Source organism: Stenotrophomonas sp. CFBP8980, assembly GCF_034046095.1.
Classification (GTDB): domain Bacteria; phylum Pseudomonadota; class Gammaproteobacteria; order Xanthomonadales; family Xanthomonadaceae; genus Stenotrophomonas; species Stenotrophomonas lacuserhaii.
Genome location: NZ_JAXCXF010000005.1, coordinates 38,587 through 58,364, shown reverse-complemented (window position 1 = coordinate 58,364; position 19,778 = coordinate 38,587). Strand labels below are relative to the sequence as shown.

Below are 19,778 nucleotides of genomic sequence, written 5' to 3'. Positions count from 1 at the left end.
GGGCGTGGAACTCCAATCACCGCACGGCGCTCTTAGCAGGAATGATACCAACCGTGCGTCCCGCGTGGCTTGGACGTGTGGCTGCGGCAGGAGGGACAATCTCGTGGGTACAGTGGAACTGAGTCACACTTTTTCGGGCTGCGTCCCACGGCGCGCGTCCGATCGCTCGCTGCAATGCGGTAAACTGACCCGCTTGGCGCTCGATGTCCATAAGTAAGTATTTGATGCAAAAGATTAATTTCGCTTTATCCGGGCTTGCGAGCGGCCCTTGAAGTGCGCGTACGCGGATTGGTTGCCTCGTGGCCGCGCTCTAGAAGAAATCCGACTGATCAGCCCGGCAAGGCGCGCGGTTGGTCCTGAATTAAGTGGACGCAATGACAAAGCAAACGGGATCTAGTGTGGCCAAGGACGATGAGATCGATCTGCGCGAGCTGCTGGGTGTTCTGCTCGATCGTAAGTGGTGGATCATAAGCGTCACAGCGGTGTGCTTCGTCGTGGGCGTGGCCTATGCGCTGCTGGCTCCGCCGGTTTACCAAGCGCAAGCCATGGTGCAGGTCGAATCGAAAGTTCCTTCGATTCCTGGGTTGGCTGATCTCTCCTCGCTGGGCGGTGGTGGAAGTAGCGCAGCAACCACCGAAGTTGCGCTGTTGACTTCACGTAGCGTGATAGGCACAGCCGTCGATCAGTTGAACCTCGAGATCGCTGTCGAGCCACGTCGCTTGCCGCTGTTCGGTGGCTTCTTCGCACGCCGCTTCAGTCCTGAAAGTGAGGCTGACGTCGCTCCGGCTAAATTGGGCCTGTCCAGCTATGGCTGGGGTGGCGAGTCACTCGTTGTGCACCGCCTCGACGTGCCACCGGCGCTGATCGGTGACACGTTGATGTTGGAATCCACCGCGGACGCAGGTGGATACACGCTCTATAACAGTGATGGAGATGAGCTATTGCGTGGCCAGATTGGGCAACCCGCGCAGGGCCATGGAGTATCTATTGAGGTCGCTTCGCTGCGTGCCAATCCAGGCATGCGTTTCAATGTGACCAAGCTGCGCCGGCTTGATGTCCTGGCAAGTCTACAGGAAGGGATCAACGCTGCAGAGCAAGGCAAGGAATCAGGCATCCTGCAGCTGACCTACGAAGACCAGGATCCCGTTCTGGCCCAGGCGCTGGTCCAGCGCGTCGCCGAGGCCTACACGCGTCAGAACGTTGACCGCAGTTCCGCGGAGGCTGCGTCGCAGCTGCAGTTCGTGAAGGATCAGCTCCCCACGGTCCGTCGCGACGTGGAGCAGGCACAGGCCGCCATGACGGCGTACCAGTCGCGTGCCAACTCCGTCGACATCACCATGCAGACCAAGGGCCTGCTGGAGCAGGAAGTCGCGGTCGAAAGCAGCATCCAGACGCTGCGCCTGAAGCAGGCAGAGATGGATCGCAGCTTCACTCGCGAGCATCCCGCGTACCGCGCACTGCTCAATCAGCTGGGTGAGCTGGAAGGCCGCAAGGCTGGCTTCAAGCGTCAGGTTAGTGATCTTCCCGATACCCAGCAGGAACTGCTGCGCCTGACCCGTGACCTTCAGGTCAGCAACGAGCTGTACACGGCGCTTTTGAACCAAGCGCAACAGCTGGACGTTGCACGTGCCGGTGCGGTTGGCAACGTGCGCATAGTCGATTCTGCTGTGGTAGATACCGCTAATCCGGTTAAGCCACGGAGGAAGCTGATCGTCATCATCGCCACCCTGCTCGGTGCCTTCCTCGCCACGGCCTTCGTCTTCCTGCAGCGCATGCTCAATCCGGGCATCGAAGATCCGGCAGAACTCGAAGAACTTGGCCTGCCGGTCTACGCCGCCATTCCACTGAGCGTTTCGACGTCCATGCCCAAGCTGCGCAAGGGCAAGCATGGCACCCGCGTGATCGCCGATGGCCGCCAGCATCTGCTGGCCGTGAGCTCCCCGGCAGATCCCACGGTGGAAGCGCTGCGCAGCCTGCGGACCAGCCTGCACTTCGCCATGCTGGAAGCCAAAAACAACATCCTGACCATCTCCGGCCCGCGTCCGGGTGTCGGCAAGACGTTCGTTTCCAGCAACCTGGGTGCGGTCATCGCACAGGCTGGCCAGCGCGTGCTGGTGATCGATGCGGACATGCGCAAGGGCACCCTGCACAAGCTGCTGGGTATCTCGCACCAGAAGGGTCTTTCGGACGTGCTGGGTGGCAAGCTGGCAATCGAGGCGGCCATCCATCCTGTGCCGGGCCTGGACAACATGCACTACATGGTGCGTGGTGACATTCCGCCGAACCCGGCCGAGCTGCTGATGCACCCGCGTTTTCAGCAGATGCTGGAGTCGCTGTCGGCGCAGTACGACCTGATCATCGTGGATACCCCGCCGATCCTGGCCGTGACCGATGCGGCGCTGGTCGCGACGCATGCCGGATCGAGCCTGCTGGTCACCCGTTTCGGCGTGAACCAGGCGAAGGAAATCCTGCTTACCCTGCAGCGTTTTGAACAAAACGGCGTGCAGATCAAGGGCGCGATCTTCAACGCGGTGGAAAAGCGTGCGACGGGCTATTACAGCTACGGGTACTACGAGTACAAGTCTGACGGCAAGGATTGAGGCTGTTGTTCTGAGGGTCAAGGCGTGACGACCAACGGTCGTCACCCACCGATTGCTGACGCATGACGGCCAGCGGCCGTCACTACCTGGGCCTTTGTCCGGCGGGAGTATCATTTCCCCATGTCACACACTCCCCTTGATGCGTCCCGCGCGGACGCGACGCCGCGCTGGCGGCATTACTGGAAACTGATGCGCGCCGATCGCCCGATCGGTACGTTGCTGCTGCTGTGGCCCACCTGGTGGGCACTGTGGCTGGCGTCGGGCGGTCTGCCGCCGCTGTGGACGCTGTTCGTGTTCACCGCCGGGGTCTGGCTGACCCGCTCGGCGGGCTGCGTGATCAATGATTACGCCGACCGCTGGTTGGATCCGCACGTCAAGCGCACCAAGGATCGTCCGCTGGCCAGCGGGGCGGTACGTGGTCGGCACGCGCTCATGCTGTTCGCGGTGCTGATGCTGGTGGCGTTCGCGCTGGTACTGACGATGAACTGGCTGACCGTCGCGCTGAGCTTCGTCGGCATCTTCCTGGCGGCGAGCTACCCCTATCTGAAGCGTTATACGCACCTGCCGCAGGTGTACCTGGGCATGGCCTTCGGCTGGGGCATTCCGATGGCCTTCGCTGCCGTGCAAGGTGAGGTGCCGGCACTGGCGTGGCTGCTGTATGTGGGCAACATCCTGTGGTCCACCGCTTATGACACGTGGTACGCGATGGTGGACCGCGATGACGACCTGAAGATGGGCTCGCATTCCACCGCGATCCTGTTCGGGGATCTGGATCTGGTGATCCAGGGCGTGTTGTACGCGCTGTTCCTGGCGGCGATGACGCTGGTGGGCGTGCGGGCGGAGCTGGGGGTGTACTACTTCGTTTCGGTAGGCGTGGCGGCCGGGCTGGTGGGGTATGAGTTCTGGCTGTGCCGCAAGCGTGAGCGCGACCCGTGCTTCAAGGCGTTCCTGCACAACAACTGGGTGGGGGCGGCGCTGTTCGTGGGGATCGCGCTGGCACTGGCAGTCAGGTAGCGCCGAGCCACGCTCGGCGAGCGCAGCGGGAAGAGCGTGACGACCAACGGTCGTCACCCACCCATGCAACGGCGTGGTGTCCCTTGGTCGGCACGCTTGGTGGAGGCCGTCATCGGAACGTCACGATCCAGGCTACGGCTGAATAGGCCAAAGCACGCCGCGCCATGAACACATGCAATCCCAGTATGAACTTTTAAGGTGCTTGTGCCATAAGGGTTCCGGGGTGTTTTGCAGGCGCGGAAACGACGTCGTGACGCCGTCCTCCACACATGCGCACACATGGTTAACCAGCGTCTGCAGAGGATGGCCATGACCGCGGCATTCCGCATGCGGCTTTAGGGAGACATCCAGATGGCCAATCAGCAGAATCAGCAGAACCAGAAGAACCAGCAGGGTCAGCACAACCAGCAGGGCCAGCAGAACCAGCAGGGTCAGCAGGGTCAGCGCGACCAGCAGCAGCAACAGCAGCAGGAACAGCAGCAGCGCAACCAGAACCAGCAGCAGGGCACCAACGAAGAAGAAGAATGAGTTGTTGCACTGAGCTGAAGAAGCAGAGCCCCGCACCCGCGGGGCTTTGTTTTTGAGGGCCCTCAGCGGCTGCGCACGCTCCAGCCTTGGCCGGCATCGGCCACTTCCGCAGCCCCACTAGGCGCTTCAATCTCCACCACCAGTCCCTGTGCATTCGGCAGGTCCACCTGTTCGGGGAACCAGTGACGCGTGGCATCCACCAGGATCAGCAGGCCTTCGTCATCGCCCATCGGTGCGAACACCGGCGAAGGTTCCGACAGCGGCTGCAGCCCGAAGCGCTCGCTCAACACACGCTGCGTCGCCGGCACATCGGCAACCGGCAGTCCGACCTCGCTCAGGCAGGTGAGCTCGCTGCCATCGAAGGCCCCCACGCGCGATGACGCGGGCAGGCGCCGCCGGCCGATCAATTCCAGTATCAGCCCATCCGGGCCAGTGAAGTACACCGACTGGGACTGCCAACTGCTTTCAAGCGCGAAGTAGTCCTTGCCATCGGGCGAACGCTGCAACGGCGTGCGCGCGCGCAACCATGCCATCGCCTCGACAAAGCGGTTATCCGGCACGTTGAAGGCCAGGTGCACGCCGCCGACCGGCCGTCCATCGGCGGGAGCGAGGGTGATGGTGCTCCAGCCAATCACTACCTGGTATTCGTGCACGGGCAGCTGCAGCGTGTCGCGAAAGTAGCGGGCGACGCTGTCGGGATCGGATACGGGAAGGGTGAGGTTTCGGATACGCATGGCCCCCACTGTATCGCCAGCGCCCTCACGAGGCATAAGTGTGACGTACACCTCACTTTGTTGACGACGCCAATCACACATTGTTAGGATTGCGTTGTTCGGTAGACCAGTGGATGGTTGAGCAGTGCCAAGGAGTCTGGCTTTCGCCCTCGTGCGTACGCCGGCAACCCGCACTTTCAAACCTCCCCTGGCCTGGCGATCGGTAACGATCCATTCGGGTCGTACAGGGGGCAATTCCTTATGTCGCAGTACCCAACGTCGCGCGAAAGCGCGTGCGGTGCTTTGCTTCGCCTTGAATTCGCCATGCACGGGCCCTGCGGGCCTGTCGATGTCCTGTGCGCGCGTGGTTTCCACCAAGCGATTCGCTGCTGTTCGCCCTCCGACCACCGGTTAGCCCGCCAGCTGGCGCGCTCCTGCGGATCGCAGCTGCTATGTGCAGCGGCGGCCGCGCCTACGTGCGGCCACCAGCAGCGTGCCGTCGACTTCGTCACTCCCGTAGAGAACCTTCAATGAACAAGATTTACCGGAAAATCTGGAACAAAGCGCTCGGCCGGATCGTGGTCGCCTCTGAGTTGGCCAGCAGTGACGGCGGCGGCGCCACGGTCGGTGCGGTCGGCACGCAGCGCGGTGGTGCGCATGCGCGCCTGGCGCTGGGTGTGGCATTGGCATTGGTCTCCATGGGCGCACATGCTCAGGACATGGATCTCGGCCCGGATGGCTCGGTGACCGCCGGCCAGACCGTGCTGGACAACGATGGTCTGCGCGTCGGCGCGGCCGTTGCGATCGGTGCCAACGCGATCAACGTGGGAAACCTGGTAATGGACGCCGGCAACAACGAACTGCGTGGCTTGTCCAACACCGCGTGGAACGCCAATGGCAGCTACACCGCTGGTCGCGCAGCCACCGAAGAGCAGCTGAAGGTGGTCAGTGATTCGGCCAACGCTGGCTGGAACGTGGCCGTCGGCGGCAGCCAGACCAACATCGGCCCGGGCGGCACCGTCACCTTCCAGGGCGACGACAACATCACGCTTTCGCAGAACAACGGCACCGTTTCCGTGGCACTGGACAAGGCGCTGGACCTGGGCGCGACCGGCAGCGTGACCACCGGTGCGACCTCGATAAACAATACCGGCCTGCGCATCACCAACGGCCCCAGCGTGACCACCACGGGCATCAACGCGGGTGACCGCAAGATCACCAACGTGGCAGATGGCGCGCTCACCGCCGGTAGCAAGGAAGCCGTCAACGGCGGCCAGATCTATAGTCTGCGCGAGAGTCTGTACACCGTCGGCGCCGGCGTGAAGTACTTCCATGCCAACTCCGCAGCGGCCGATTCGCAGGCTCTGGGTGGACAGTCGGTCGCCATTGGTCCGAACACGATTGCCGAAGGCTGGCACAGCATCGCCGCCGGCGACGGCGCGTCCACCGCGTCCACCGCGCAGGCCGCCATTGCCATCGGCCAGCTGGCCACCACGCCGGCAGCCGGTTCCATCGCCATGGGTGAGCAGGCAACGGTGGAGTCGCGCTTCGCCGAAGATGCCATCGCGCTAGGCACCGGCTCTGCCGTGACGGGTGTCACCGCCGCACGTGCGGTCGCCATCGGCGCGGCAACGCGCGTTAGCGGCGCCAATGCCGTGGCAGTGGGCGCAGCGGCACAGGCGCTCGCCGCCAACGCCGTGGCGCTGGGCAACGGTGCCATTGCAACCGGCGCAGGTTCGCTGGCTGCCGGCAACGGCGCCGAAGCCGATTCACCCAATGGCATCGCCCTGGGTAGCGGCGCTGGCGTCGGCACCACCGGCACCACGGCAGCGGATCGCACCTCGCACATCGCCATCGGTACGGGCGCGGGCACCGGCGTGGTCGGCAACCAGACCACGGCGATGGGCTACCAGGCCGGTACCGGCGTGGTTGGTGACCAGAACATCGCGATCGGTAGCCGCGCAGGTACCGGTATCACCGGCGACCAGAACGTTGCCCTCGGTTTCCAGGCCAACACGGCCGCGGGAAACCGCAATCGGGCCGTCGCCGTAGGCGCCAACAGCCAGGCAGAAAGCGAATCTGCAGCCCTTGGTTACAACGCGCGTGCGCTGACCAACGGCCTGGCCCTGGGCACCAACAGCAGCGCCGATGCATCGGCGGTCGCGCTCGGCCGCAACACCACCGCTGAAGGCGGGCACATCGCAGTGGGTGCTGGCTCCAGCGCCCTCGCAACGGACTACAGCGGCGCCGGTTTCCTGACCGCCAGTCCCGCGGTCGTGGGCGGCAGCGTGGTATCGGTTGGCAACACGTCCAGCAACCTCCAGCGTCGCATCGTCAACGTGGCTGACGGCGCCACTGGCTACGACGCAGTAAACGTGCGTCAGTTGCAGGCGTCGCAGGACAAGGTTGCAACCTTCGTTGGTGGCGGCGTCACCGTGGACGTTAACGGCAACTTCACGCCGATCACGCTTACCACGCAGGGCGGGCAAACGCTTGAGTTCAACACGGTCACCGGTGCGCTGAGTGCGTTGTCCAGCGGCCAGGTCAACATCCTGCCCGCCACGGCGGTCACTACCGATGCTGCCGGCCGCATCAACAACATCACCGCGGGCGTCGCCAACACCGATGTTGTCAACGTGGGCCAGCTTGACCAGGCGATCGCGGACAACAAGAGCCAGTACGTCAGCATCAACTCGACCGATCCGACCAATCGCAACAATGCGGGCGCCACCGGCACCGACGCGGTCGCGATCGGCGCGCGCTCCGATGCCGCCGGCCGCCAGGCGCTGGCCGTCGGCTACGAAGCCAGTGCCGACCAGGAAGGCTCGGTTGCGCTGGGCCGCGACGTCAAGGCGATCGGCGAATCGTCCACGGCAATCGGCGATGGCAGCGATGCGCTGGGTGACAGCAGCGTGGCCATCGGTAACGGGGCACGCAGCTCAGGCAACAATTCGGTGGTGATCGGCACGGATGCCCAGGCCGATCCGAAGGCGCCGGGCCTGACCGTGAACGATGCGGTGGTCATCGGCACCGGTGCCGAAGTCAGTGCGGACTCGGGTACGGCCATCGGCCGCAGCACCGTTGCTTCCGAGGAGCGCGCGCTGGCCATCGGCGACGATGCCCACGCGACCAACTTCGACGCCATGGCGCAGGGCACCCGTGCGCGGGCCAGCGGCCTGCGTTCGCATGCCAGCGGCACCGACGCCTCCGCAACCGGCACCGATGCGATTGCATCGGGCACCAACTCGCGCGGCTATGCCACCAGCGCGCTTGCACTGGGTACCGGCGCCATCGCCGGCGTGTCCAGCCCGGTGCCGGGTGAGGAAGCCAACAACGTCAACACCACGGCCATCGGCAACAGCGCGCGGGCGATCGAGCGCAATGCCACGGCCATGGGTGCCTCGGCCAATGCCACGGCGCAGTCCGCCCTTGCGCTGGGCGACAGCGCCAGTGCGCGCGGTGTCCAGGCATCGGCGGTAGGCACGCGCGCCGTGGCTACTGGCACCTCCTCCTTCGCTGCAGGTACCGATGCAAATGCAAGCGGCGTCTCGGCGGTTGCGACCGGTACCGGCGCCACCGCCAGCGGTGCGTCATCCATTGCAACGGGCTCCGCCGCAGTTGCCTCGGCCCAGAACTCTGGTGCCATCGGCAACAACGCGCAGGCTACCGGCGTCAACAGCTTCGCGGCCGGCTTCAATGCCCAGGCCAGCGGCGCCGATGCCTATGCACTGGGCCGCGGCAGCCGCGCCAGCGCAGGCGATGCCATCGCCTTTGGTCGCGATGCAATCGCCTCGCACGCCGATTCGGTGGCACTGGGCCACAATTCGGTCACCGCAGCGGCAGTGCCGACCACCGGCATCACCGTGGACGGACGCGGCTACACCTTTGCCGGTGCTGCCCCGGGCAGCACGGTCAGCGTCGGTACCGATACGATCAAGCGCACCCTCACCAACGTCGCAGCCGGCCGTATCAGCGGCTCCAGCACCGATGCCATCAATGGCAGCCAGCTGTTCGCGACCAACACTGCAGTGGACGCCCTGGGCAACGATCTGGACACCGCCGGACGCTCCATTGCAAGCAGCCTGGGCGGCACGTCGTTCTACAGCGGGCATACGGTCAACGCGCGACTCACCGTGGGCAACACCGCTCACACGACGGTGCAATCAGCCCTGTCGCAGCTGGATGATGGGATCAACCTGAGTGCACAGGGTGCCAACGGTACCAATGTTGGTCCCGCCAGCCCGCTGGGCAATAACATCGACCTGCGTTCAACCAATGGCAACCTGGGTGTCCGCAAGACCACCGCAAGCAACACGGTGGAGTTCGAGCTGGCCGAAGACATCGACCTGGGCGGCGACGGCAGCCTGAAGACCGGTGACACCCGGATCGACAACGCCGGCGTCGCGATCACCGACGGCTCGGTGTCGAACATCATCAACGCAGGTTCCTCGGTGGTGCGCGATGGCGCCTCGAACACTACCGTCAGCGCGGGCAACGTGGCAGTGACCACGGGTGGCAACACCACCAACATCGGTGCCACAAGCGTGGTCGTTGGCGGTGCCAACCCTCTGGTGGTGGACGGTTCCACCGGTACCGTCACCGGCCTGAGCAACAAGGACTTCACCCCGGGCAGCATCACCAGCGGTCGTGCCGCCACTGAAGACCAGTTGCAGCTGGTCAGCAACGTGGCCAATGCCGGCTGGAACGTCACCGATGCAGACGACAGCGCGGCCAACATCGGCCCGGACGGCAAGGTCACCTTCACCGGTGACAACAACCTGACCGTGGCCCAGACCGGCGTGGACGACGCCGGCGTGGTGGGCATCACGCTGAAGAAGCAGATCGACCTGGGCAGCGCCGGCAGCGTCACCACCGGCGACACGGTGGTCGACACCAATGGCGTGCAGGTCAACAACGCCATGGGCAGTACGATGATCGGTGGCGGCATGGCGATGCTGACCGATGGCACCCGCTTCACCACCGTGGCGCCGGGCGCGGTAGCGCTGTTCGACGGCACCAACACCAGCCAGCTGACCACCACCGGCCTGCAGGTAGGCGGCAACAATCCAGTGGTCATCGATGGCATGGTGGGCACGGTGAACGGGTTGAGCAACAAGAGCTTCGACCCGACCAAGATCGTCAGCGGCCAGGCCGCCAGCGAAGACCAGCTGCTGCAGGTCAGCAACGCGGCCAACGCCGGCTGGAACGTCACCGATGCGGACGGCAACGTCGCCAACATCGGTCCGGACGGCAAGGTCACCTTCACCGGCGACAACAACCTGGCCGTGGCCCAGACCGGCGTGGACGATGAGGGTGTGGTCGGCATCACGCTGAAGAAGCAGATCGACCTGGGCAGCACCGGCAGCGTCACCACCGGCGACACCGTGGTGAACAGCACCGGCGTATCGGTCGGCAACGGTGTGAACACCACCACCCTCGGCGCCGGCAGCGTCGTGGTGGGCGGTGCCAACGCGATCGTGGTCAACGGTTCCAACGGTACCGTCACCGGCCTGAGCAACAAGACCTTCACTCCGGGCAGCATCATCAGCGGTCGTGCCGCCACCGAGGACCAGTTGCAGCAGGTCAGCCAGACCGTCAGCGCCGGCTGGGACATCAGCGCCGATGGCCTGAACGTATCCAAGGTGTCTTCGACCAGCCCGACCGGCAGCAGCGTGGACCTGGGCTCGGCCGACGGCAACGTGGTACTGACCAAGACCGACGACAGCAATGACGTGTCCTTCGGCCTGGCTGAAGACATCAAACTGGGTGCCAACGGCAGCTTGACCGCCGGCAACAGCACGCTGGACACCAATGGCCTGACCGTTACCGGCAGCACCGGTGCCACCAGCATCGGCGCAACCGCGATCAACGTGGGCGGCACGATCGTGCTCAACGGCGCCACCGGCACCATCGGGGGGCTGAGCAACACGGCGTTCGACCCGACCGGCATCACCAGCGGCCAGGCCGCCACTGAAGACCAGCTCAAGCAGGTCAGCGATGTCGCCAACGCCGGCTGGAACGTCACCGATGCGGGTGGCAACACCGCCAACATCGGCCCGAACGGCAAGGTCACCTTCACCGGCGACAGCAACCTGGACGTGGCCCAGACCGGTGCGGATGATGCCGGCGTGGTGGCGGTCAGCCTGAAGAAGAACCTGGACCTGGGCAGCACCGGCAGTGTCACCACCGGCAACACCGTGGTCGACAACAGCGGCGTGGTGGTCAACGACGGCACCTCCTCCAGCGTGCTCGGTGCGGGCAATCTGGCGGTCAGCGATGGCACCTACAGCAGCAACGTCGGTGCGACGGCGATCACCGTCGGCGGTGCGAACCCGCTGGTGCTCAACGGCTCAACCGGCACCATCGGCGGGCTGAGCAACACCTCGTTCGATCCGACCGGAATCACCAGCGGCCAAGCGGCCACCGAAGACCAGCTCAAGCAGGTCAGCGATGTCGCCAGCGCCGGCTGGAATGTCACCGATGCGGCAGGCAACACCGCCAACATCGGCCCGAACGGCAAAGTCACCTTCACCGGCGACAGCAACCTGGACGTGGCCCAGACCGGTGCGGACGATGCCGGCGTGGTGGCGGTCAGCCTGAAGAAGAACCTGGACCTGGGCAACACCGGCAGCATTGCCATCGGCAACAGCCTGCTGAACAACAACGGCCTGACCCTGGTCGGTGGCCCGAGCATCACCAGCGCCGGCATCGATGCGGGCGGCAGCCGCATCACCAACGTCGCTGCAGGCGTGGATGGCACCGATGCGGTCAACGTGGACCAGATGGGCGATGCCATCGAAGCCGGTCGTACGCGTTACTACAGCGTCAACTCCACCGGTGGCGGCAACGAAGCCAACGATGGTGCGACCGGTGCCGATGCGATCGCCGCGGGCCGCGATGCGCAAGCCGATGGCGACCAGGCGGTTGCGATGGGCGTGGGCGCAGTGGCCGCGGGTACTGGCAGCCTGGCACTCGGTGCAGGCGCGAATGCGCAGGCGGCCAACAGCCTGGCCTTCGGCAACGGCGCGGTAGCCAGCCATGGCAACAGCATCGCGATGGGCGCCGGCTCGGCCACCACGGTGGGCGCGCAGGCGAACTACCAGGGTGCCTACGTCGGCAGCTCCAGCTCGACCGGCGAAATGAACCTCGGTGGCCGCCAGGTCACCGGCGTGGCAGCCGGTTCGGCGGCGACCGATGCGGTCAACGTCAGCCAGCTCAATGCCGGTGTTGCCAGTGCGGTGGGCGATTCCAAGCAGTACACCGATACCCAGATCGGCGTGGTCAACACCCGCATCGACGGCATCGACAACCGGGTCACCACCATCGAGGGCGACCTGATCGATATCCGCGGCGACATCACCGACATCCGCAACGATGTGGTGGACATCCAGGGCGATATCACTGATCTGGATGGGCGCATGAGCAGCGTGGAAGGCGATATCCGCAACGCAAATCTGGTTGCGGGTACCACCGCGGCCAAGGTCACCGACATCGAGTACGGTGCCGACGGCATGTTCCAGGTCAGCCAGGATGGTGATCTGAACAAGCCGCAGGTCACCGGCCAGAATTCGGTGGGCGGCGGCAAGGGCGCGGTGGCATCGGGCGCCAACAGCACGGCACTGGGCAACCAGGCCGTGGCCAGCGGCGCCAATAGCACCGCCATCGGCCAGGGGGCCGTGGCCAGCCATGACAACAGCGTGGCACTGGGCCAGGGCTCGAAGACCACGGTGGGCGCACAGACCGGCTACAACGCCGCGTACGTGGGCAGCAGCACCTCCACCGGTGAGGTCAACATCGGCGGCCGCACGATGACCGGCGTTGCGGCGGGTATCGCCGGCACCGATGCCACCAACGTCAACCAGCTCACCGCCGGCGTCAACCAGGCCATCACCTCGGCCAACCAGTACACCGATGCGCGCATCGGCAAGGTGGAAGACGACCTGTGGCAGCTGGACCGCGGCTACCGCAGCGCCACTGCCGCGGCGATGGCGATGGCCGGCCTGCCGCAGGCCTACCTGCCGGGCAAGAGCATGTTGTCGATGGCCTTCGGTGGCTACCAGAGCGAGTACGGCATGGCGCTGGGCCTGTCCGGCATCACCGACAACGGCCGCTGGGTCTACAAGGCCCAGGCCAGCGGCAACACCATGCGCGACTGGGGCTTCTCGGTCGGTGCCGGTCTGCAGTGGTGATGTCGTTGTGACCTGGGGGAACGGGGCCGGCCATGCGCTGGCCCCAGTTCCCACGCTGTATCCCATTCGAATTCGAAGGATTGTTTGATGAATATCGCAAACCGTTTCAAAGCCGGCGCAACCGCCGCGCTGGTCCTGGCTCTCGCGGCCTGCACCACCCAGGCCACCAAGCAGGGCCCGGGCGCAGTGAGCTTCCCGGACCGCGACCGCATCGTGTTGAAGGAAGGCACCTTCCCCAACGTGGCCAACCTGCGCAGCGTGGGCCCGGGCGTCACCAAGGACCAGCTGTACGACCTGCTGGGCCGCCCGCATTTCAGCGAAGGCTTCGCGCCGAAGGCCTGGAATTACCTGTTCCACTTCCGCACGCCCGAAGGCGTGGTGACCTGCCAGTACCAGGTGCAGTTCGACGAGGAAAAGCGCGGCCAGTCGTTCCATTGGGCACCGGCATCCTGCGCCGACGTGCTGAACCCGCCGGCCGCCCCGGTGGCGCCCGCGGCCGTTGACGGCGTGGCGCGTTTCTCGCTGTCGGCTGACGCCTTGTTCGCGTTCGGCCGTGCTGGCGTGGCCGACATCAAGCCGGACGGCAACGCCGAACTGAAGCGCATCGCCGCCGAAATCCGCGCCGCCAAGGAAAGCCAGGTGACGGTGGTCGGGCATACCGACCGCATCGGCAGCGATGAGAGCAACCAGCGCCTGTCGCAGGCACGCGCAGACACCGTGCGTGGCGTTCTGGTAAGCCAGGGCGTGGCAGCAGCCAGCATCCGTGCCGAAGGCCACGGCGAAGCAGAGCCGGTAACGCGTGACTGCGCTGATTCGCTGGCACACCGCGCCCTGGTGGCCTGCCTGGCCCCGGACCGCCGCGTGGAAATCGCCGTCAGCGGCTCACGCTGACCGCACCGGTAGTGACGGCCGCTGGCCGTCATGCTCCTGGTGGGTGACGACCGTTGGTCGTCACTCGCTTGCCATCAGATCCCGCTCTTGGCGAATTCCTGATTCAACGCATGCGTCATCCGCGCAATCTCAGGCGTCAGACATGTATTGAACTGCGCCGGATCCTTGCACCGCGCCGCCACCTCGGTGGAGCGCTGCTTCAACCCGAACGTCCCCAATATCCCGCGCGCGCGGACGAAACACGCCGCACCCGGTGAGCCCTGCTGCAGCTCGCCATGGCGTGCCGTGCAATGGGTGATGGCCGCAGCCAGTGCAGCCGCATTGACCGCATACAACGCACCTTCGCTGGTATCAGCAGCACGCGCCTGGTGGGGCAGGGCGATCGCCACGCTCAACAGCATCGTCGTCCAGATCGATTTCACATCAACGCTCCGGCACAGGCAGACGGCCCATGCATCTTCTGGACGCGATTCTAGCGCACACGCGCTGGCTCATTGCCCCGCCTGCCGCGCCACCTCCGCCGCTCGCAGCACGAAGCGCTGCACCTTGCCACTCGGCGTCTTCGGCACCTCGCTGACGAACTCCACCAGCCGCGGATAGGCATGCGCGGACAGGCGTGTCTTGACGTACTGCTGCAGCTGCGCGGCCAAGGCTGCATCGCCCTCGATCCCGCTACTGGTGATCACGAAGGCCTTCACGATCTCGGTGCGCTCCGGATCCGGTACGCCGATCACCACTGCCTCGGCGACAGCCGGATGCTCCAGCAGTGCGCTTTCCACGTCGAACGGACCGATCCGGTAGCCGGACGAAATGATCACATCATCGGATCGCCCGATGAAGCTGATCGAACCGTCGTCCTCGCACTCCACGGTGTCGCCGGTCAGGTAGTAGCCATCGCGGATGGCCGGTGTATCAGTACCGTAGTAGCCGGTGAACCACATCAGCGGCGAGCGCGCGATGTCGATCGCCAGGATGCCCGGCGTGCGTGCGGGCAGCTCGCGGCCGTCGTCGTCCAGCACCGCCACCCGGTAGCCCGGCATCGCAAAGCCGGACGACCCCGCACGCACCGCGTGGTCCAGTGCGTGATGGTTGTTCACCACCATGCCGGTTTCGGTCTGGCCGTAATGGTCCAGCACGGTGGTGGACAGGTGGGCAGCGAACCAGCGGGCAATCTCGGCATTCAGCGGTTCACCGGCACTGCTGACTACACGCAGCTGGCCAGCGACGCGCGCGGCCGATGCCTCGCCCGCCGCAATGATCTGCCGGTAGGCGGTCGGCGAGCCCGCCAGGTTGGTCACGCCCAGCCGGTCGATCACCTCGTGCAGGCCCTGCACGGTAAAGGGCGCCTCGTTGAAGGTGGTGGCCTCGCCGAGCATCAGCGGGCCGATGACGGCGTAGTACAGCCCGTAGGCCCAGCCGGGATCGGCGATGTTCCAGAACACATCACCGGGGCGGAGATCCACCGCCAACTGCATGTAGCTGGCGAAGGACATCAGCGCCCGCAGCGGCACCGGAACGCCCTTCGGCGCGCCGGTGGTGCCGGAGGTGGACAGCAGCACCATCAGCTCATCGCCGCGCAGCATCACCGGTTCGAAGGGGGCGCTGCCGGCGTCGGCCAGGCGCGCGCGCCAGTCGATGTCCGCGGCATCGGCGGACTGGCCGGCGGGAAGAATTGTGGCGACCTGCGGGCAGTCTTCGACATCATCCAGCTTGTGCCGGTTGGCGTGGTCGGTGACGACCAGCTTGGTGCGACCGGTGCGCAGCCGCGATTCGATGGCCTTGGCCCCGAAGGCAGTGAACAGGGGCTGGTACACAGCGCCCACGCGCCACGTGCCGAGGATCGTGGCCAGTAGTTCCGGGGTGCGCGGCAGCATGCCGGCCACCACGTCGCCGCGGCCGATGCCCTGTGCGCTGAGCACATGCGCGACCCTGGCTGCGGCGGCGCGCAGGTCTTCGAAGGTGTACAGGTGCAGGCTGCCGTCAGTGCTGATCCAGCGCAGCGCCAAGCGATCACTGCCGCAATGGCGGTCGCAGCATTCCACGCAGGCATTGATGCCGTTCTGCAGGTCGCCGTGCAGGCGGCCTTCCCAGTCGTGGAGGTTGAAGTCATCCACGGCACGTTGATAGGTCATGGGCGGGCTCCGGGGCGTGACTAGCACGATACGCGGTTGAGTGGCGGTGTGGGTGGCGGCCGCCTACGCGCCCCGATCCAACTGCCGATAACTGATCGCCTCCGCCAGGTGCGCGGTATCAATGCCATCGCATCCCGCGAGGTCCGCAATCGTTCGCGCCACACGCAGGATGCGATGCATCGCCCGCGCAGACAGCTGCAGTCGCTCGATGGCCTGTTCCAGCAGATTCTGGTCGGCCTCGGAAAGATGCGCGCACAAACGGAGTGCCTTGCTGTCCATATGTGCATTGAGCGCGCCACGCTGCAGTTGGCGTTCACGTGCCGCGATCACCCGTGCGCGTACATCCGCACTGCACTCGCCTGCCGGAGCCCCCTCGCGCAGTTCTTCTGGCGAAAGCCGCGTCACCGTCACATGCAGATCAATGCGGTCCAGCAACGGTCCGGATACCCGGCCGCGATAGCGCTGGATGCGCTCGCTGGTGCACAGGCAGCGGTTGCTGCGATCCCCAGCCCAACCACAAGGGCAGGGGTTCATCGCGGTGACCAGCTGGAAACGCGCGGGGAACACCGCACTGCGCGCCGCGCGGCTGATGCGGATATGGCCCGATTCCAATGGCTCACGCAGGATCTCCAGCGCCATGCGTGACCACTCCGGCAGTTCGTCCAGGAACAGCACACCGTTGTGCGCCAGCGAGATCTCACCGGGGTGCGGCGGGTTCCCTCCACCGGCCAAAGCGGCCGGGCTGGCGCTGTGGTGTGGCGCACGGAAGGGGCGCTGTCGCCAACGCCGCGGATCCAGCCCACTGCCGCTGATCGAGGCGATGGCCGCGCTCTGCAGGGCCTCGGCCTGGCTGGCTTCGGGCAGGATGCCGGCCAGCCGGGAGGCCAGCAGGGTTTTGCCGCAGCCGGGACTGCCGATCAGCAGCAGGTGGTGACCGCCGGCCGCAGCGACCTCCAGCGCACGCCGCGCATGCGGCTGCCCGCGCACATCGGTGAGGTCCAGCGGCGGATCGGCCTCGATGCTGGCACGCTCCGCGCGGGGCAGCCGCGAGGGATTTTCCACCGATGCGCAGACTTCCAGCAGCGTGCGCGCCACGCGGACGTCGGCATGCTCGGCCAGCGCGGCTTCGGCGGCATTGGCGGGCGGCACGAACAGCGTGCGGTTGGCCTCCGCTGCGGCAATGGCGGCCGGTAGCACGCCATCGACCGGGCGCAGTTCGCCGGTCAGCGCGAGTTCGGCCACGTACTCGTGGCGGACCACCTGCTGCGGGTCCAGCTGGCCACTGGCGGCCAGGATGCCCATCGCAATGGCAAGATCGAAGCGGCCGCCCTCTTTCGGCAGATCCGCCGGGCCCAGGTTGATGGTGATGCGCCGCTGCGGATAGTCGAACCGCGCGCAGAGCAGCGCCGCGCGCACGCGTTCACGCGATTCGCGGACGGTGGTTTCCGGCAGGCCGACGATCTGTGTAGCGGGCAGGCCACCAGACAGATGCACCTCGACACGAACCAGCGGCGCATCGGCGCCGGCCCGGGCGCGGCTGTGGACCAGCGCGAGGCTCATGCGGTGACTCCCTCGGATGCAGGAACCCAGTGTGGTGCTATGGCGGCAGGGTGTCCGTCGGTGTATGGATCACAGGCCCATAAGCGTAAGCCGCCTGCGTAGTGTCGAGCTTGCTCGACACGCGACATAGCTCAGGAGCTCAACTGCTTCGCCATCTGCTTGATGACCAACTCGATGACCGTACGCAGCATGCGCATCTCGCCTTGGAGCGCTGGACCCGCTATTCCGGCCCACTGCGCGTTCTCCGATTCAATCTCTGCCAACACCGACGCGGCCAGCGGGACGATCTCGGAAGTCATCTCGGCAAGACGGCGCTGCGCCATGCGCGGTGGAAGGCGCAGCTTGACGCCTGCTTCGATCAGCAATCCGGGCGTGATCTCAGCAAAGCGCTCTACACCCAACAGGTCCCACGCAAGCGTAGATGCTTGCGGCCAACTCGCACCGTCCTGCTTGTAGGCGTAACTGCGTCCTGCCACCGTACTCAGAAGATCGTAATGTGGCGCCAGGCTTATGCCGTCTGCGTCGATCAGGAAGCTGAGGTTCTTCAAGTGGGCGTCGTCGTTGCCGGTCAGTACGTTGAACACCAGCCAGTCAAACAGTCGCCTGCGCGTGCTCAGCCTCTCGCGACAGTGGGTGATCACGGATTCCAGTGTCTGGATGTTACCTGCTCTGTACTTGTCATTGCGTTGAAGGTTCAACAGTTGGCAGGCGTCGATGGCATGCAGGCGGCGTGTGCCGCCCTCATCCGATACACGATCAAAGCGTTCGATCAGAAACGCAGGCTCCGGCACGTAACGTCGATTAACCTGCGGCACCATCAGCCCCATCGCCCTAGCCAGTCGCATGACGAAGTACTCGTTGATGACCGTATGGGGGTAGTCGGGATCGGTACTGTCTGGCTTGAGGATATGGGTGGACGCCTCCACGCCGATCGGCTGGTACAGCATGCCGCGATCTTCGATGACAGCGAGTTTGTGCTGTGCGCCAGCAAGCGACATTCGTTTTTCCGCGCCGCCAGCCAGTGAATGCCGTGGCAGGTCGCGTATGCGCCGCGCGAGTTCCTCATCCGGCAGCGGTGCCCGACTGCCCGGTTCAAGCGTTACCTGCGGGGGTAGCAACGTCAGCGAGCCTGCAGATTCAGCCCCGTAGCAGGTGAGCAGGGCGAAGTCGTCGCTACCGCGGACACCGGCATCGTGTGCCATGCGTGCGCGCTGTTGGTCTTCCGGTAGCAAATTGTCGAAGTACCACTGGACTGGGCGCGAGGTACTGCCATCAAGAATGTTACCCCGCATGCGCGGAAGCCACGGAGACAAATCGAAGCTCCTTGGATGTTCCAGCCATGCCGACGCGTATTCGAACCGCCACAGGTTGCGATGTTCGCGAAGGGTGCCGACATGTTGGCCGTCCCATGTGGCCAATAGCGAACGGTCCTGATACTGCAATCCGTCCAAAGAGACTTCCACTATTGTCGGAGCCGCGGCCTTGATGGAGTGGCGGCTCATCGCGGGACTCCGCGCTTCTTCACCTGCTTCTGCAGCATGGCCATTGCCGTGTCTGGCACGTCGATTTCTACGCGGATGCCCATTTCAGTGAGAACCTGAAACAGCTTCTGCCACTGCACGGTGCCTCCGCCCCGCTCCACCTTGGCCAGGAAGTTCTCGCTGACGCCGATACCTTCGGCGGTATCGTCTTGGCGCATGCCTTGGGACTTGCGCGTGGCACGAACCAGCGGGCCCAGTTCCTCGTGGCTTTTAAGCGTGACCTTCATGCTGAATCCTTGCGAGCTCGCGGATTTTCTAGCGTAGCGACGGAGTCTACTGCATTATCCTTATCTTCGTGAGGATTTTGAGCGCCTCGGTCGTCTGTATGGAGAAATCCTGATGGGCGTGAGGTTTTTTCTCTGCCAAGACTTGGATGTCGATAAATCCTCGGCATCGTAAGGACTGTGACGCTATATCGATCAAGAGGTCAGATGCATCGAGAGGTCCGTCTGACCTGGCGCTCACCTCAGCGTTTAGCGGCTTCACTCACGCGGTTTTCCCGCTTCGCCAGATCCTTGCCGGCCAGGTAGCCCGCGAAGAGAACGCAATACCCAAGCGCAACGGCACTCATGATCACGTGGAACGTCTGCCTGCTCTTATCCGTCATATC

General features: G+C 65.0%; 12 protein-coding genes. 5 read left to right on the top strand and 7 right to left on the bottom strand.

The annotated features are described in order from the left end of the window. Positions 1-374: 374 nt before the first annotated feature. The 3 genes from SOM47_RS12005 to SOM47_RS11995 all read left to right on the top strand — a co-directional run bounded on the left by SOM47_RS12005 (position 375) and on the right by SOM47_RS11995 (position 4,142). Positions 375-2,600 carry a polysaccharide biosynthesis tyrosine autokinase gene (locus tag SOM47_RS12005; RefSeq protein WP_320505697.1) on the top strand — a complete coding sequence of 742 codons (2,226 nt, stop codon included), beginning with the start codon at positions 375-377 and terminating at the stop codon, positions 2,598-2,600. Between the two features lie 120 nt (positions 2,601-2,720). Next, positions 2,721-3,614 (top strand): 4-hydroxybenzoate octaprenyltransferase, encoded by an 894-nt coding sequence (gene ubiA, locus SOM47_RS12000; protein WP_320505696.1) that lies wholly within the window; start codon positions 2,721-2,723, stop codon positions 3,612-3,614. A 351-nt stretch (positions 3,615-3,965) separates the two neighbouring features. After that, positions 3,966-4,142, top strand: coding sequence for a hypothetical protein (locus SOM47_RS11995; protein WP_320505695.1), 177 nt, complete (start codon positions 3,966-3,968; stop codon positions 4,140-4,142). A gap of 62 nt (positions 4,143-4,204) precedes the next feature. On the opposite strand, the gene SOM47_RS11990 is transcribed toward SOM47_RS11995, so the two are convergent. Further along, entirely contained in the window at positions 4,205-4,876 is a 672-nt protein-coding gene (locus SOM47_RS11990) for a VOC family protein (protein WP_320505694.1), read from the bottom strand. Positions 4,877-5,385: 509 nt separating this feature from the next. Here SOM47_RS11990 and SOM47_RS11985 point away from each other — a divergent pair. Both SOM47_RS11985 and SOM47_RS11980 read left to right on the top strand, forming a co-directional pair. After that, positions 5,386-13,044, top strand: a complete 7,659-nt coding sequence (locus SOM47_RS11985) for a YadA-like family protein (protein WP_320505693.1) — start codon at positions 5,386-5,388, stop codon at positions 13,042-13,044. An 87-nt stretch (positions 13,045-13,131) separates the two neighbouring features. Further along, entirely contained in the window at positions 13,132-13,935 is an 804-nt protein-coding gene (locus SOM47_RS11980; protein ID WP_320505692.1) for an OmpA family protein, read from the top strand. A gap of 74 nt (positions 13,936-14,009) precedes the next feature. Here the strand turns inward: SOM47_RS11980 and SOM47_RS11975 are convergent, their stop codons facing one another. The 6 genes from SOM47_RS11975 to SOM47_RS11950 form a co-directional block, all read right to left on the bottom strand. Further along, positions 14,010-14,324, bottom strand: a complete 315-nt coding sequence (locus SOM47_RS11975; protein ID WP_320505691.1) for a hypothetical protein — start codon at positions 14,322-14,324, stop codon at positions 14,010-14,012. A gap of 102 nt (positions 14,325-14,426) precedes the next feature. Continuing rightward, complete coding sequence (locus SOM47_RS11970; protein ID WP_320505690.1) at positions 14,427-16,067, bottom strand: AMP-binding protein; 1,641 nt, start codon at positions 16,065-16,067, stop codon at positions 14,427-14,429. Between the two features lie 63 nt (positions 16,068-16,130). Continuing rightward, positions 16,131-17,627, bottom strand: a complete 1,497-nt coding sequence (locus SOM47_RS11965) for a YifB family Mg chelatase-like AAA ATPase (protein WP_320505689.1) — start codon at positions 17,625-17,627, stop codon at positions 16,131-16,133. A gap of 131 nt (positions 17,628-17,758) precedes the next feature. Then, complete coding sequence (locus SOM47_RS11960) at positions 17,759-19,129, bottom strand: HipA domain-containing protein (RefSeq protein WP_320505688.1); 1,371 nt, start codon at positions 19,127-19,129, stop codon at positions 17,759-17,761. Beyond that, positions 19,126-19,395 carry a type II toxin-antitoxin system RelB family anti-toxin gene (gene relB / locus SOM47_RS11955; protein ID WP_042613236.1) on the bottom strand — a complete coding sequence of 90 codons (270 nt, stop codon included), beginning with the start codon at positions 19,393-19,395 and terminating at the stop codon, positions 19,126-19,128. The genes SOM47_RS11960 and relB overlap by 4 nt, the downstream gene beginning before the upstream one ends. A 239-nt stretch (positions 19,396-19,634) precedes the next feature. Continuing rightward, a complete protein-coding gene (locus SOM47_RS11950; RefSeq protein ID WP_320505687.1) occupies positions 19,635-19,775 on the bottom strand; it encodes a hypothetical protein in 141 nt (46 codons plus the stop codon). Positions 19,776-19,778: the final 3 nt, after the last annotated feature.